Raw genomic sequence first — 14,560 nt, 5'->3', positions numbered from 1 at the left:
AATCGCAGGTTATTTTCATATTGCTTGGGAGTATACAATTTGATAGTGAAATCAATACAAAATATGTAACGAGTGCACTATAGAAGATCATGTAATAAGAGCTGATCTTGTTATTGGAGGGGTCTTATTGCAGGCGTAGCAGCACCTAAACTGTTCACAAAAGCAATGATAGAAAAATGAAGCCTGGAACTGCTATTGTAGATGTTGCTATTGACCAAAGTGGCTGTGTAGAAACATCACACCCAACAACACATGATGATCCCACTTACATTATTGTATTGCCAATATGCCAGGTGCCATTGCTTTAAATAACGCAACACTGCCTTATATTCTTGCATTAGCATATAAAGATTATAAACAAGCACTTCTCACAGATAAACATCTACGTAATGGATTAAATATATATCACGGCAACATTACCTGTAAAAACGTCGTAAATGAAAAAATACTTAACAAAAAGCCACTTACAAAAACGATTGATAGTTTAGGTAAGTGGCTTTTTTATCTAATTTCAATTAACGTGCATTCGTTGGCGCAACAAGCACAGCTTTACCAATAACATGAGCAAGAATGTTATAGCCTGCTAATGCTGGTGATGCATTCTCTGGTAATTTAATATTCGCCGTATTTAATGCATACACTGTAATTTCATAATTATGCGGTTTTGAGTTTGGCGGAGGACATGCACCACCAAAACCTTTAAAGCCAAAATCATTCGTTACCATACTTGCGCCTTTTGGTAATTCTTTACCGCCAACAGCACCCGCGCCCGCAGCTAAACTATGTACATCAGCAGGAATGTTAATAACACTCCAATGCCACCAACCACTACCTGTTGGTGCATCAGGATCATACATCGTAACAGCGAAGCTTTTTGTTCCAGCAGGAACATCTTTCCATGTTAATTGTGGTGATACATTCTTGCCTGTACAACCCCATTGGTTAAACAGTTGCTGATTTTGTAATGTTTTATCATTAGTAATATCGTGGCTCGTTAGCACCATCGCTTGCGACATAAATGCAGGAACTGCTAGAAGTACAGCTGCTACTACTTGTTTGATCTTCATTGTTAGTACTCATCATTATAGATTAATAACGATTTAACAGCATAATGTTATTCTAAATTGGTATACTGCCAAACACTTTTTGTTCGTTTTGAATTATATGCACAAAAAATAAATACTACAAATCGATAATAATATTTTGTGAACTTAGAAAAAATAACTTGAAGGTATACCAATGCGGGTCATCCCACCAATAAAAGCCATTGTCTATTTTGAAGCCGCTGCAAGACTACAAAGCTTTAAACTAGCCGCAGAAGAATTATATGTAACGCCAGGGGCTGTTAGTCATCAAATAAGCACACTTGAAGATTTTATAGAACAAAAATTATTTCAGCGACATAACCGCAGTATTACTCTCACTAATGCAGGTCTTCGTTACTTTAGTCGAACAACAATAATTTTAAATGAACTAGAACAAGCAACGGCCGATCTCGGTATCTCTAAAAAAAATCAAAAGTTAACCGTTGCGATACCACCTGCGTTATTAAATAAATGGCTTTTGCCACTCATTAATATTCGACAGTTATCTCAGCAAGGGATCTCGCTCAATTTTATTGATACATTAGAAACGCTCGATTTTGGCAAAGAGAATATAGACATTGCGATTCGATATGGATTAAAGCCACCAGAGCAACATGAATATGATGTCTTATTTAAAGAAAAGATGGTTGCAGTCTGCACTCCTGATTATATTCCTTCATCTAAAGTAAAACTCACAGAGCAACTACTCAGTGAAATCACATTGATAGAAACGACTAATCGTCTAATTCAATGGGATCTTGTTTTACATAATATGAAGATCAAACCGAACAGAAATCAGAATAAAGTTTTTTTCCAAAACTCAATTCAAGCCATAGAGGCGGCTTGTAACGGTTTAGGCATCGCTTTTGTAAATAGAATCTTAGTCCAAAAGCAACTTAATGATGGCACCTTGGTTGAACGACTCAACATCACTTACATTAATGATAAAATGCCAACTTATTATCTCGTGTGTCCTCAAGATAATAAAAATAACCCATCAACAGTTTTGTTATACAATTCTATTTTGCAACTATCTAAAACCAAATAAAAACGGATGATCATTGTATCTTCATCCGTTTATTCTTAAAGCAACTTAATCCTGTTTTAATTGACTATCTGTTAATGCCCTATCATCAGCGATAGCATCTAGCAATCGCTGTAATGATTCTAGTGATTGTTCAAGACTTCCTGAATGCTCTTGAACAATCACGTCTATCTGTTGTTGATAGTCAGATAAATGTCGCATAATCCCCAACCATTCGACTAGTATTTTTCATTTAACACTGTATCACGTGCACGAGACCAGCCATTAGCATAACAAGCCGCTATTTTAGCTTCTTTGTCAGATTTAATCATTGTTGTATCTGTATTAAGTTTTACTTGTAACTTTTGACATTGGCTATCGATAGCACTTTTATAATGCTCACCTTGACTTGATAAATTATAAACTTGATCTTTTGCTGTTGCTTCAGCTTGTTGATAGCAATGAATCAAGCCTTGCTCATCAAAATTTTGGTTATCAATACAGGATTGAACCACAATCGAATTACCAGATATCTCAGCTGCATTAGCATAAGAAAAACATAAAGAAGATAACAGTGCGATTGATAGAGACACGTTTTTAACTAATGATGACATATTTACAAACTCATATATATTTTTTATATAGTACAACTATATATACCAACACGATATATAAACAACAAAAAAAGAGCAGTGTAAAAATAACATTACGTTTATTGATTGTTTAATTTAGATATGAAGCCAATAAATTTATAAATTTACCAAACCCAACAGAATATTACATGAATATTACATGAATATTACATAAATGTTACAATTAATGTTTGCTTTTTATTAACATTTATATTTATATTTATATAATCAACAAGGTGTTCACGGATTGATTGCACCCCTGCATTTATTTATTAAGGATGAATAAAATGGAAACGACAAGTTTTGAAGTGGATGTAATACGCCTATATCTTAATGATATTTCAAATAAACCTTTACTTAATAAAGATGATGAAATTCAATATAGCCGTAAGTCTTTAACTGGCGATCTTGCTTCAAAAAAAATTCTTATTGAATCTAATTTAAGGCTTGTCGTTAGCATTGCAAAAAAATATCGTGCTTCTAATCTCTCATTAAGTGATCTTATCGATGAAGGTAACATTGGTTTAATGACTGCCGTTGAAAAATTCGATCCAGAAAAAGGGTTTCGTTTCTCTACTTATGCTTCATGGTGGATTAAACAAACCATCGAACGTGCTATTCACAATCAAAACAGAACTATACGTTTACCAGTCCATATTTCTAAAGAAATCAACACATTAATTCGTACTCATCGTGAGCTAATGAAGCGAAATAATAATGAACCTACTCACGAAGATATTGCGCAAGCACTCAATAAAGAAAGTAAAGAAATATCAGCCTTATTCTCTAATGAAGTCAATGTTATTTCACTCGATCAAACCATTGGTGATACTGAACAATCACACACCATTGCTTATTTAGTGGCGGATGAACAAATAACATCACCGAGTGCAGAGGTCGATAATGATGACATGGTAAAAATCACGAACTTGATACTAAATAGAATGAATGCAAGAGATAAGGAGATCATCTGTCGTCGTTATGGCCTGATGGGCTACGAACCGCATACATTACAAGAAGTTGCCGATGCTGTTGGACTAACAAGAGAACGTATACGTCAACTTCAAATAAAATCCTTAAGTAGTTTAAAACGTTCACTAGCACGAGAAAATTATGATTTAGATATTTTATTTTCAAATATAACTTAAAAAAATAAAATAAGTGTGTTTATGGTTCTATTTTATAGCATTCTGCTACAACTCTTTTCTAAAAATAAATATAAACTTGCAATCACACGATTTCATTCAAACAGCAATAATCTTTTAGGCCAAATATCTTACGACTCTTGAAGCTTGTTTGTTCACTCTTCGGGGATTATTGATAATCATCAATTCTATTTTGATATAAAAAAACCTCGTCATTTCTGGCGAGGTTTAAAATGTGGCGGAGAGATAGGGATTTGAACCCTAGATACGCTATAAACGTATGCCGGTTTTCAAGACCGGTGCTTTCAACCACTCAGCCATCTCTCCATGCTGCAAATACTACTCGCTATTTTTAGTTATGTAAATCAGTAGCCGTTTGACTGCGTAATAAAGAGACAAAAGCCTCTACTTCTCTAAATCACTTACCTATCCCAACGTTATTCATCAACTATTCTGATCATTTCTACACAGTAATGCTGCATAACTGGCAATTGCGTCACTGAATGAAGGGAATATCATTAAATGCATTCGTGCAGTTATCTTGCACATTTTGTTAGCGTAAAAGGAAGCATTGCTATGCCAACTGACACTACTTTTGATCATTCTGATTTACTTCACTCACTCATTTCTCGACAATCGCTACTTGCGAATAACCGAATTCAATATATTGCTTATGCAGCAGCACTCGCGACACAAAATAGTACCGTGCTACAACGTATCAAACAGCAAGTCGGTGATATTAATAGCTTACAATTCGCCGATATTAATCACGCTGTCATGCGTATGGCCATGACAAATAACTACTATATGGCAATTCAAAACTTACATTTATCCAATATCAAACAAACTAATGCGTTAGAGCTCAAACCATTACATAGTTTAGATATCGATGATGAAACTGCTTACTACTATGCTTGCATTGCGGCATGTATGGTAAACCAAGGTTATAGTTGTCTAGATGGACATGTTGAATTATTACGATCATTGAATGAATCGGATGATGCAATCAACGCAGCTCTACGTTTAACAGCTTCAATTATGGCAATGGCGCAAGCTGATTTTATTAGTCAATATACTCAATGCTAAAGAAGCGAACTCACAGTTTAAATTTCAGATGCAAAAAAGCCCCGTCATTGCTGACGAGGCTTAAAATATGGCGGAGAGATAGGGATTTGAACCCTAGATACGCTATAAACGTATGCCGGTTTTCAAGACCGGTGCTTTCAACCACTCAGCCATCTCTCCATGGCGCGAATAATACGGAGATAATATGTAGATGTAAATACCCATCTAAATTAAGTGGTTACTATTACAGCGTTATCTTACTATTTACTCTTTCAGCAAGATCAAACACAGCATAAATGCTTATTCTTTGTACTATCTCACCCTATCTCTGACTCTAACTGCAAGAGATAACTTTTCATAAACTCGATCCGTTTAACCGCTTCAATCTTCGCAGCATCTGTTTGCATGGTGTCAGCTAAACCAAGTAACTTAATATAAAAGTGATCTAGGGTGTAACTCGTGTCATCAGGTTGTCGGTTTTGACAAAAAGGATCGTCAAGAGCATACAATGGTCGACCTAAAGATGTGCCAACCTGAATACACCGTGTTAAACCTATCGCGCCAAGTGCATCTAATCTATCAGCATCTTGAACAATTTTTGCTTCCAATGTTAACGGTTTAATATCAGCACTAAAGCTATGCGCCACAATCGCATGATGAATCTCATCATGATGGTCAACGAGTAACTTTTTGTCAGATAAAAACTCGATCGCTTTATTAGCTGCAAGTGTTGAAGCTTGTTTTCTTCGAGGGTCATTTTTAGTAACGGCAACACAGTCATGTAAATAGGCCGCAGCAAGAGTAATGTTTAATCGTGCTTGCTCTTGCTTAGCAAGCTGTTTTGCTACTTTCACCACACGTAAAGCATGCGCTTTATCATGCGCTGCATCTGCACTATTTAACAGCTCAAGCTCTGTCGTTAATATTGATTCTAATGTCTTGAGATGCATATCATCGCCTCTGATAATCAAAAGCCGACATCATGTCGGCTTCAATAGTTATATTTCTTTATGCGACGAGCATTACTCTTCGTCAAACTCTTCATCATCGAATTCGACAACAAAGTTATCTTCTAAGTAATCAACAACACAACCAACAGCGGCTGATGATACTGAGAATGTATTTGGCTCTACACCTGCTTGCTTAGACATTTCAAGTACAGCCAGTGCGGTATGTTCGTCATTAAAGCCAACATCAAACTGTTTAGCGATATCGCAGCTTGTTTGATAAAGCTCATCCGTTAAGATGACCTCGCCATAGTATTCGCCATCGTCTAAATCAAAATTATCAACCAGTACTTCTATAATGATCTCGTAGTAATTTTGAAAATCCATCACTTAACCTTTTTAACCAATAAAATAAGCAGAAAAGCATTCTGCTTGAAGATCGTTATAGTTTCATAATCTTGTTTTACACACAATAAAACAAATCCCCCCACAGTAAGTGGGTGACCAGTCTTAGCAGAGCTAACTTAAAAATAGAGTATCAAACATCAAATCATTACTCTTAAGCTAATTTATAGTAAAATCATTCAAACCCAAGCACTAGACGACTGGTCTAATTTATTCTATAGTGACTTCATGAACGAAAAAACAATTGATACACGGCAGCACATTCTTAATGTTGGTTACCAGCTAGTGGTCACGAAAGGATTTACGAGTGTTGGTTTATCGCAATTATTAAGTGCGGCAGAAGTACCTAAAGGCTCTTTTTATCATTATTTCAAATCTAAAGAGCAATTTGGTGAAGCATTGATCCACTCTTATTTTCATCATTATTTACAACTTGTCGCTCAGGTATTAAAAAGCGAGCAAGGCACAGGCTTTGAACAACTCAATGAGTATTTCAAGCTATGGATCAAAGTTGAAAACGGCATCTGTAATGCCAATAAATGTTTGGTGGTAAAGCTCAGTGCAGAAGTCTCCGATCTCTCCGAGCCTATGCGAGAAGCATTAAAGCAAGGAGCAGATAGTGTTGTCGCTTTAATCGCCAAAACAATAGAAAGAGGAATAAAAGATGGCTCAATCGCTAACTGCGACAGCCATGTAACCGCCCAAACTCTTTATAATTTATGGCTTGGAGCAAGTTTACTCAACAAACTAAGTCACGATTTATCAGGATTACAGCAAGCATTAACAACAACACAATCACTACTGCAACCAAAATGATTATCGACAAGACACGTAATAGTGATAAACCGCAGTATTGAAAAGATAATGCCCGCCTATCTACACATTAACGATGCGATAAGGCGGGATTTTTTGAAACACCAACTAGACGACTGGTCTAATTGAAAAAAGGAAATCAGCAATGACAGCCACTAATCGCCAACTACTATTAGCCTCTCGTCCTGTAGGCGCACCAACTCCTGAAAATTTTCATTTAACAGAAACAACGATCCCAAGCCCGCAACAAGGCGAGTTACTACTTAAAGCCGTTTATCTCTCACTCGATCCTTATATGCGTGGGCGTATGAGTGATAAAAAATCCTATGCTGAGCCTGTCGGTATTAATGAAGTGATGGTCGGTGGCACGGTATGCCAAGTAACCGCTTCTCACCACCCTGACTATCAAGTGGGTGAATGGGTATTAGCGTATTCTGGTTGGCAAGATTATGCCGTTTCAAATGGTGAAGGATTAATAAAGTTAGGAATGAATCCCAGTCACCCATCCTATGCATTAGGAGTAATGGGTATGCCAGGCTTTACCGCATACATGGGGCTACTCGATATCGGTCAACCAAAGCAAGGTGACACTATCGTTGTTGCTGCTGCAACTGGCGCAGTAGGCTCTATGGTTGGTCAAATTGGTAAGATAAAAGGCTGTCGTGTTGTTGGTATCGCAGGTGGTAACGAAAAATGCCAATATGCAAAAGAGACATTAGGATTTGATGAATGTATTGATCACCATGCTGCTGACTTTGCACAACAATTAGCAGATGCATGTACCGATGGCATTGATATTTATTATGAAAATGTTGGCGGTAAAGTCTTTGATGCAGTGCTTCCTCTCCTTAATACAGGCGCACGCATTCCGCTTTGTGGCTTGATCTCTCAATACAATGCAACATCGCTTCCAGACGGCCCAGATCGTATGAATATGTTAATGGGACAACTACTGGTTAAGCGTATCAAGATGCAAGGTTTCATTATTTTTGACGATTATGCTCACCGTTATGACGAATTTGCACAACAAATGTCGCAATGGCTTGCTGAAGGAAAAATTCATTACCGTGAAGATAGAGTCGAAGGCCTAGAGCAAGCTCCACACGCTTTTATTGGCTTACTTGAAGGTGAAAACTTCGGCAAAATTGTAGTTAAAGTTAGCTAACTAAACCTAAAAAGGACTTATCATGATCATATTGCACCATCTTAATCAATCTCGTTCAAAGCGTATTATCTGGCTACTTGAAGAGCTAGGTGTTGAATATAAAATTCAACCTTATTGCCGAGACAAGGTCACATTTCTTGCGCCACCAGAACTTAAAAGTGTTCATCCACTAGGTAAATCACCGGTATTGGAAGATAACGGAATGATCATTACTGAATCAGGCGCTATCACAGAATATTTAATTGAAACTTACGGTAACGGTAAATTTATGCCTGAACGTGGCACTCAAGCCTATATTGATTATATTCAATGGCTGCATTTTGCCGAAAGTTCAGCCATTTTACCGTTACTTTTAAAGATGTTTGTCACCAAAGATGGTGCAAAAATGAATTTCCTTGGTGATTATGCTGACATGGAAACTCAGAAAGTAATGCAATATTTTGATCAACGGTTAGTGGATAAAACTTATCTTGTAGAAGAGCGTTTAACCGGTGCCGATTTCATGATGTCATTTATTACTGAAATCCTTGGTAACTATGGCGTATTAGCTGCGTTTCCAAATATTCAACGTTACGCAGAGCAGTTACAAACACATCAAGGCTATCAAACCGCTCAAGCGTTAGAATTACAATATAACGGTGAATAAACCAGCCTCTAAAGCCAAACAGGTCGTTGTTTGGCTTTTACTATACTATTGATTTACAGTGTGAATAGCAGGCTTTCTGCACAAAGAAGCCATCACATTTCAATAACAATATAGATTTTATATACAAAAAGCCCCGTCATTACTGACGGGGCTTCGTTGTGTTGGCGGAACGGCTGGGCTAGCATTCCAGCGGGACTCTCAACCTCGGCTAGGTGCATCAAGACATACCAACAACAATCAAATTTTAGATACAAAAAAGCCCCGTCATTGCTGACGAGGCTTCGTTGTATTGGCGGAGCGGACGGGACTCGAACCCGCGACCCCCGGCGTGACAGGCCGGTATTCTAACCAACTGAACTACCGCTCCAATTCTTTATGAAACCCGATAAAATCGAACTTCTAGAATATGGCGGAGAGATAGGGATTTGAACCCTAGATACGCTATAAACGTATGCCGGTTTTCAAGACCGGTGCTTTCAACCACTCAGCCATCTCTCCAATGGCGCGAATAATACGTAGATTATTACTTTCTGTAAACTGTTTAATTAAAAAAACCGCTCAACAGGCTAGGTTTTAATCAACTTTAATAATTTACTCGCGCTTCTATGCCCTCAAACAATCAATTAGGTTTTAAAAGATTATTTACTACTTCTATTTCAGCTTTTTTAACACCATCCTGCTGTTGTAACCAATTTAGTTTTTTACTTAAATCAGTGCCTTCAGGATACTGAATTATCCAAATACCACCACCAAGACGTTTTTTAGACATATCTGGCTCATCGAATGGTAGTGCATCAGAAAATATTGTTTTTAAAATAATACTACCTGACACTAGCCCGTTAATATTTAGGTCTTCATTTTGAACTTTTACGCCTTTAGTGACTTTATTGTCTTGAGAGTGAGTCGCACTAAATGCAGTTTGTTCACTCGCAATAACTTCATAATCTAAACCACCACTAGTGAACGTTGTAGATGTATAGGCATTAGCACTACAGCTCGTTAACATAAATAAGCTAATGAATAGTAAATGATTGCTCTTTTCCATAACGATAAATCCTTATTTATGTCCATAAACTTTGATACTGGCATCAAATAACAAACCTGAGAAATAGTTGTTAGGCAATTCCAGCTCGTTATCATCGTAATCAGCTATTTTCATGGTGTTTTTATTTGTATCAACAATCTTAACAGTCCAAATACCTGCAGCAACTTCATCTAAAAATGCATGACTAAGAAATAGAATTTCAGCATCATATCCAAAGTAATATTTCGGATTGAGATAATGTAAATGTCTTGGTGTCGCAACAACAGATCGTGTACCTGAAGGGGAAATAACTTCAACGGCGATATCACTCATTCTTTCATGGTCTAAATCAAGTTTTAATTGAATAGCCTCAATTGTTATATCATCGGTAATTTCAATTTGTTTTGTTATTCCTTCAAAATTTTCTGGAATTTCAACAGCTCCGATAACATCACTAGTGATAAATTCCGACTCAATCAACGGAGGTAATAAAGTATAATTTCGAGTTGCCATTTGTACAGCTTCAACAGCATTAATCATGCCATAGCCATACCAGTTATGATAACGATTCCCAGCCCCGTTAGTAACCCAACCGGGTTCTGCAATATACTGCTCTCCATCTTGTGATAAAATAACAGGCACAAAATCTAAATCTATTTTTGTGGCTGTTTTTGCTATGATATATCTCACATCACGCCACGATAATTCAGGGTTTGATTGCATAATTAATGCTGCAACCCCAGATGCTACAGGCGCAGCAGATGATGTACCATTAAATCTTGAAGTATAGCTACACTCTGATTCACTCTGTATTTCATCATCTAATCCACCAGAATAGCCGCCAAATCCATACTCAATTGAATATCCTCGGTCACAGCCAGCAACATCCGTTGTTATCATAGCAGGATATTCAAAGCCATATTCTCCACCAGGGGCCGCAAACAGTACAGAAGCTCCTACCGTTGAATAGCTCGATAATGGTGTTTCTCTATTGGCATTTAAAGCAGAAACGACCGTATTATAAAAACTCGCACTTTCAGGATCCGAATTAGCGATTTGAGCAGGTAGTCGCGCTTCCTCTTCGGAACTATTCACACGCCAATAGAAACCTAATTCTTGAAAGCCATTGCCTGCAGATTTGATCATTAACGCTGGTTTACTCGCCGTTTCATAATAAGATTTTAAAATCATCGTTTCATTAGATGAATATTTGATTGGAAAAAAGATATTGCTATTAAAGCCATAACTTTGATTTATAACGTCAGCAGTTTGAGTTTTATCACCACCATGAGTTTCATAAAACACATCCAGACCTTGTACTTTCAGGAAATTAAAACCAGACAAAGATGCAGATGGAGCAACACCGCGCCCCCCTTTACCATTAAAACCAACAGCAGCGGTTAACCCCGCAACTGAGGTGCCATGATCACCATCTGTTTCATATTGATTCGGACTAGGATCATTATCCTGCTCGACGAAATCATATGACATACCAGGAATAACATTCTCAACTAAATCTTCATGCGCAATTTCTAAACCGGAATCAACAATAGCGACATGAATATCCTTTCCGGTTATCCCTTGAGCGTGCAGTTGGCCAATATTAATATCAAATCCTTCACTTGCCTTTGATAACGCGTAAGCATCTTGACCTGTATTATTTAGATGCCATTGTTGGAAATATAATGGATCGGAAAAAGCATCAATATTGATATTCTTTTGCTCTGTTAAATACTTTATTTGAGCAGTTACCGTTTTATTGTTACTTGTTAACGTAACATCAATATAAATGGGCTCTGAATAAGGCTGTGCCGTTAATTTAAAAGAACCATCGTTATTAATTACAAAAGAATTGACATCAGGTATTTGCGCTCTATTTACATCACTTATTAACGGTATAAACGACGGAGTATTATCATCTGATATTACGTTATAGCTAAACTCAACATCAGCGCCGGCAATAAATTCAAACTTTCCTTCAACTATATTGTTTAAGCTTTCAAATTCTTCAGGTTTAAGTACCAACTCAGGCTTTAAAGTAATCTCAAATTCAGTTTCATCAATACCATCCGAAGCGATTAAAGAAACAACCTCTTCTTTTATTGATGACAAATTAGATATAAATGTAAATTCACTATTTTCATTATCAATTGAAAAGTTACCACTTTTTGGAGAGTTAATGATTTCAAACGTTACTCTATCACCATCTTGGTCAGTGATAGGTAACTTTTGAGTGAGAGCATCATTACCAATGTAGTAATAAACATTACTTCCATTCAATTTAGGTTTACTATTTCTATCTTTGGTTATACTTGTATCACCTTTATTTTCTGTATCGCCGCTATCTCCACCACCACAACCTAGCAAACTTAGAAAGACTAAGGTATTCATTATTATAATTTTTTTCATTTGAAATCCTTATCAACACAATAAGAACTTACTTTACAAATAACTTATATAAGAATTAAACAACCAAAACTATTTTTTGCGATTGATATAGTAAATAAATAATGAAAGATCTATTTTTTCCAAATAATTGGATACTATTCAATAAGCCCTTTTTCTAATGCATATTTCGCTAACTCGGCTGTTGAATGCAATTCAAGCTTATGTTTTATATTCTGACGATGCGTCTCAACGGTCCGATAACTAATCTCTAATGCTTTAGCAATTTGCTTACTGCTCAGCCCTTCGGCAACATGTTTAAGTACCCTTTCTTCGCGACGGCTCAAAGGATTAATATCAGGGCTTTTCACTGGTGAAGATGTCTGAGTAAAAATAGTTTGGCTCGTCGTTTCACAAAAATATGTCGCACCTTGATTCACTGTTTTAATCGCTTGAACCATTTTTTCTGCCGAAATTTCTTTCAACATATAGCCCATTGCACCAACCTGCATTACCTTCATGATATATTCACGGTTATCATGCATCGTCAGCATCAATACTTTTGCATTAGGCAGTGTTTTTTTAATTTGCTCTGTTGCATCAATACCATTCATGATGGGCATACTGATATCCATTAAAATAACGTCAGGTTGAAGATAACTGACGGTATCTAGTGCCTCTAAGCCATTACTTGCAGTACCAATGACCTCGATATCAGGCTCTAATTGTAACCTTGCCATAAAACCATCAATCACCACTTGATGATCATCGACTATCACAATTTTAATCGTTTGTTCTGTCATACACTAAACCATCCAAGTTTAATAATACGGTGAGTTCAGTACCAAATCCGGGCTCACTATTAAGATCAAACTCGCCACCAATAAACTCCACTCTCTCGCGCATATTTCGCAAACCAATCCCTTTTAAATGATAACGATTTTGGCTATCAAATCCTTTTCCATTATCTCGAATGATCAATTGCAATAACTTTCCAAGTTGTTTCAAATGCACTTCAACATGCGTCGCATCTGCATGCTTAACAATATTATTTAGCGATTCTTGTACTACCCGATAAAGTGTTGTTGCAACATCAGAGTCTAGCTTTCCAGCCTTTGTATCAAATAGCATATCAACTGATGTACCGGCGTGAGATTGATAGTCTTGTAATAATGTGGTGAGTGCCGCTTCTAAACCAATATCATCCAGAGAGCTTGGGCGTAATTTATGAGAAATATGCCTTACTTCATTAATCGCTAATGTTAAGGAATGCATCGATTTATTCAGGTAATCGACAAACTTTACATCAATGGACTGAAGGCTAAGTAACTCTAAGTGACATTTACTTGAGACTAATAACTGATTGATCCCATCATGTAATTCTCGGGCGACATGTTTTTTTTCAGCTTCTTGAAATAAGACCGTTTTATGCGCTAACTCTTTAAGATTTCTATCAGCCAATCGATGTTCATGTAAGTTAATTGCCAATGTGATCACGATAATTACTGCGACAGTTATTGTTAATATCACCACAATGGAAAAGAAGATCGTATCAATATTATGGTTAATCGCTTGCTGCATAATCGCGACATCTTGGCTGACATCTTCAATATATAATCCGGTACCAATCATCCAATCCCATTTATCTAACCATGCGGAATAACTTAACTTAGTAACCGTTTCTCCCGTTGATGGTTTCTGCCATAAATACTGATGATAGCCCCCCCCACTTTGTGCTTGCGATAACAAAGAAGCAATTAAAAAATCGCCTTGTTCATCTTGTATCTTAATAAGATTTTTACCAATCAACTCAGGCATGATCGGATGAACTAAACTGACTCCATTTTTATCATAAACAAAAAAGTAACCGTCTTTTCCATAACGTAAATTAGTCAATATTGCTTTAACACGCTGCTGCGCTATATCAACATCAATTGTAGAATCATGATAAATATGGGAAATGGCATTTAAAGCAAGATCAACGCTATCTTTCAATGCTGCTTCTTTGGCATCAATTAAACTATCACGAAAAACAGTGACTTCTTTCTGGCCTAAGGTTTTTGCCTGATAAATCGATATCCAACTGATACTGACAGTCACAATCAGTAACGGTAATAAGGTTAATAAGATCAATTTTGCTTTTAATGGCATAGAGACCTCCAAACAGCAAAAAGCTGATGTTTTACCACCAGCTCATATTAACAATTTATTATCATTTTTTACT

The 14,560-nt window shown here is 36.7% G+C and carries 15 protein-coding genes, 4 tRNA genes and 1 pseudogene; 7 read left to right on the top strand and 13 right to left on the bottom strand.

The genetic code is table 11. The features are described from left to right. Positions 1 to 70: 70 nt before the first annotated feature. Positions 71 to 439 (top strand): annotated as a pseudogene (locus tag C9J46_RS07855) (alanine dehydrogenase); the annotation flags it as partial. Between the two features lie 76 nt (positions 440 to 515). On the opposite strand, the gene C9J46_RS07850 reads toward C9J46_RS07855, so the two are convergent. Continuing rightward, a complete protein-coding gene (locus C9J46_RS07850; RefSeq protein WP_107207018.1) occupies positions 516 to 1,067 on the bottom strand; it encodes a YbhB/YbcL family Raf kinase inhibitor-like protein in 552 nt (183 codons plus the stop codon). Between the two features lie 172 nt (positions 1,068 to 1,239). Here C9J46_RS07850 and C9J46_RS07845 point away from each other — a divergent pair, with 172 nt between their 5' ends. Continuing rightward, positions 1,240 to 2,133: a LysR substrate-binding domain-containing protein gene (locus C9J46_RS07845; RefSeq protein ID WP_107207019.1), complete on the top strand. Its 894-nt coding sequence runs from the start codon at positions 1,240 to 1,242 to the stop codon at positions 2,131 to 2,133. A 45-nt stretch (positions 2,134 to 2,178) separates the two neighbouring features. Here C9J46_RS07845 and C9J46_RS21535 read toward each other — a convergent pair whose 3' ends face one another. After that, positions 2,179 to 2,331 (bottom strand): hypothetical protein, encoded by a 153-nt coding sequence (locus C9J46_RS21535; protein ID WP_158259278.1) that lies wholly within the window; start codon positions 2,329 to 2,331, stop codon positions 2,179 to 2,181. A 17-nt stretch (positions 2,332 to 2,348) separates the two neighbouring features. After that, complete coding sequence (locus tag C9J46_RS07840) at positions 2,349 to 2,723, bottom strand: hypothetical protein (protein ID WP_107207020.1); 375 nt, start codon at positions 2,721 to 2,723, stop codon at positions 2,349 to 2,351. Between the two features lie 305 nt (positions 2,724 to 3,028). Here C9J46_RS07840 and rpoS point away from each other — a divergent pair, with 305 nt between their 5' ends. Further along, positions 3,029 to 3,889 (top strand): RNA polymerase sigma factor RpoS, encoded by an 861-nt coding sequence (rpoS, locus tag C9J46_RS07835; protein ID WP_107207021.1) that lies wholly within the window; start codon positions 3,029 to 3,031, stop codon positions 3,887 to 3,889. A gap of 233 nt (positions 3,890 to 4,122) precedes the next feature. On the opposite strand, the gene C9J46_RS07830 is transcribed toward rpoS, so the two are convergent. Further along, positions 4,123 to 4,213: transfer RNA gene (locus C9J46_RS07830), tRNA-Ser, on the bottom strand. A 249-nt stretch (positions 4,214 to 4,462) separates the two neighbouring features. On the opposite strand from C9J46_RS07830, the gene C9J46_RS07825 reads away from it, so the two are divergent. After that, entirely contained in the window at positions 4,463 to 4,972 is a 510-nt protein-coding gene (locus tag C9J46_RS07825; RefSeq protein ID WP_107207022.1) for a hypothetical protein, read from the top strand. Positions 4,973 to 5,040: 68 nt separating this feature from the next. Here the strand turns inward: C9J46_RS07825 and C9J46_RS07820 are convergent. The 3 genes from C9J46_RS07820 to C9J46_RS07810 all read right to left on the bottom strand — a co-directional run bounded on the left by C9J46_RS07820 (position 5,041) and on the right by C9J46_RS07810 (position 6,285). After that, positions 5,041 to 5,131: transfer RNA gene (locus C9J46_RS07820), tRNA-Ser, on the bottom strand. A gap of 137 nt (positions 5,132 to 5,268) precedes the next feature. Then, the gene (locus tag C9J46_RS07815; RefSeq protein WP_107290738.1) at positions 5,269 to 5,901 is read right to left on the bottom strand and encodes an HD domain-containing protein; all 633 of its coding nucleotides are present in this window, start codon (positions 5,899 to 5,901) and stop codon (positions 5,269 to 5,271) included. A gap of 72 nt (positions 5,902 to 5,973) precedes the next feature. Continuing rightward, positions 5,974 to 6,285 carry a hypothetical protein gene (locus C9J46_RS07810; protein ID WP_107207024.1) on the bottom strand — a complete coding sequence of 104 codons (312 nt, stop codon included), beginning with the start codon at positions 6,283 to 6,285 and terminating at the stop codon, positions 5,974 to 5,976. A 246-nt stretch (positions 6,286 to 6,531) separates the two neighbouring features. Between C9J46_RS07810 and C9J46_RS07805 the strand changes: the two genes are divergently transcribed. The 3 genes from C9J46_RS07805 to C9J46_RS07795 all read left to right on the top strand — a co-directional run bounded on the left by C9J46_RS07805 (position 6,532) and on the right by C9J46_RS07795 (position 8,927). Continuing rightward, positions 6,532 to 7,119, top strand: a complete 588-nt coding sequence (locus C9J46_RS07805) for a TetR/AcrR family transcriptional regulator (protein ID WP_107290737.1) — start codon at positions 6,532 to 6,534, stop codon at positions 7,117 to 7,119. Positions 7,120 to 7,261: 142 nt separating this feature from the next. Then, positions 7,262 to 8,281 carry an NADP-dependent oxidoreductase gene (locus tag C9J46_RS07800; protein ID WP_107290736.1) on the top strand — a complete coding sequence of 340 codons (1,020 nt, stop codon included), beginning with the start codon at positions 7,262 to 7,264 and terminating at the stop codon, positions 8,279 to 8,281. Between the two features lie 22 nt (positions 8,282 to 8,303). Continuing rightward, positions 8,304 to 8,927: a glutathione S-transferase family protein gene (locus tag C9J46_RS07795; RefSeq protein WP_107259846.1), complete on the top strand. Its 624-nt coding sequence runs from the start codon at positions 8,304 to 8,306 to the stop codon at positions 8,925 to 8,927. A 290-nt stretch (positions 8,928 to 9,217) separates the two neighbouring features. Here C9J46_RS07795 and C9J46_RS07790 read toward each other — a convergent pair. From C9J46_RS07790 to C9J46_RS07765, 6 genes are all read right to left on the bottom strand, one after another. Continuing rightward, positions 9,218 to 9,294 (bottom strand) — tRNA-Asp (locus C9J46_RS07790). A gap of 40 nt (positions 9,295 to 9,334) precedes the next feature. After that, positions 9,335 to 9,425 (bottom strand) — tRNA-Ser (locus C9J46_RS07785). Positions 9,426 to 9,546: 121 nt separating this feature from the next. Beyond that, on the bottom strand, positions 9,547 to 9,972 hold the full coding sequence (locus C9J46_RS07780; RefSeq protein WP_107287363.1) for a hypothetical protein: 426 nt from the start codon (positions 9,970 to 9,972) through the stop codon (positions 9,547 to 9,549). Between the two features lie 12 nt (positions 9,973 to 9,984). Beyond that, entirely contained in the window at positions 9,985 to 12,360 is a 2,376-nt protein-coding gene (locus C9J46_RS07775; protein ID WP_107290735.1) for a S8 family serine peptidase, read from the bottom strand. Between the two features lie 134 nt (positions 12,361 to 12,494). Beyond that, on the bottom strand, positions 12,495 to 13,139 hold the full coding sequence (locus C9J46_RS07770) for a response regulator transcription factor (RefSeq protein WP_107207030.1): 645 nt from the start codon (positions 13,137 to 13,139) through the stop codon (positions 12,495 to 12,497). Beyond that, complete coding sequence (locus tag C9J46_RS07765) at positions 13,120 to 14,487, bottom strand: cache domain-containing protein (RefSeq protein WP_107207031.1); 1,368 nt, start codon at positions 14,485 to 14,487, stop codon at positions 13,120 to 13,122. Before C9J46_RS07765 ends, C9J46_RS07770 begins: the two co-directional genes overlap by 20 nt. Positions 14,488 to 14,560 lie beyond the last annotated feature (73 nt).

The organism is Photobacterium sp. GB-36, from assembly GCF_003026135.1.
In the GTDB taxonomy this organism is placed as follows: domain Bacteria; phylum Pseudomonadota; class Gammaproteobacteria; order Enterobacterales; family Vibrionaceae; genus Photobacterium.
This window is presented reverse-complemented; position numbering and strand designations above follow the sequence as displayed.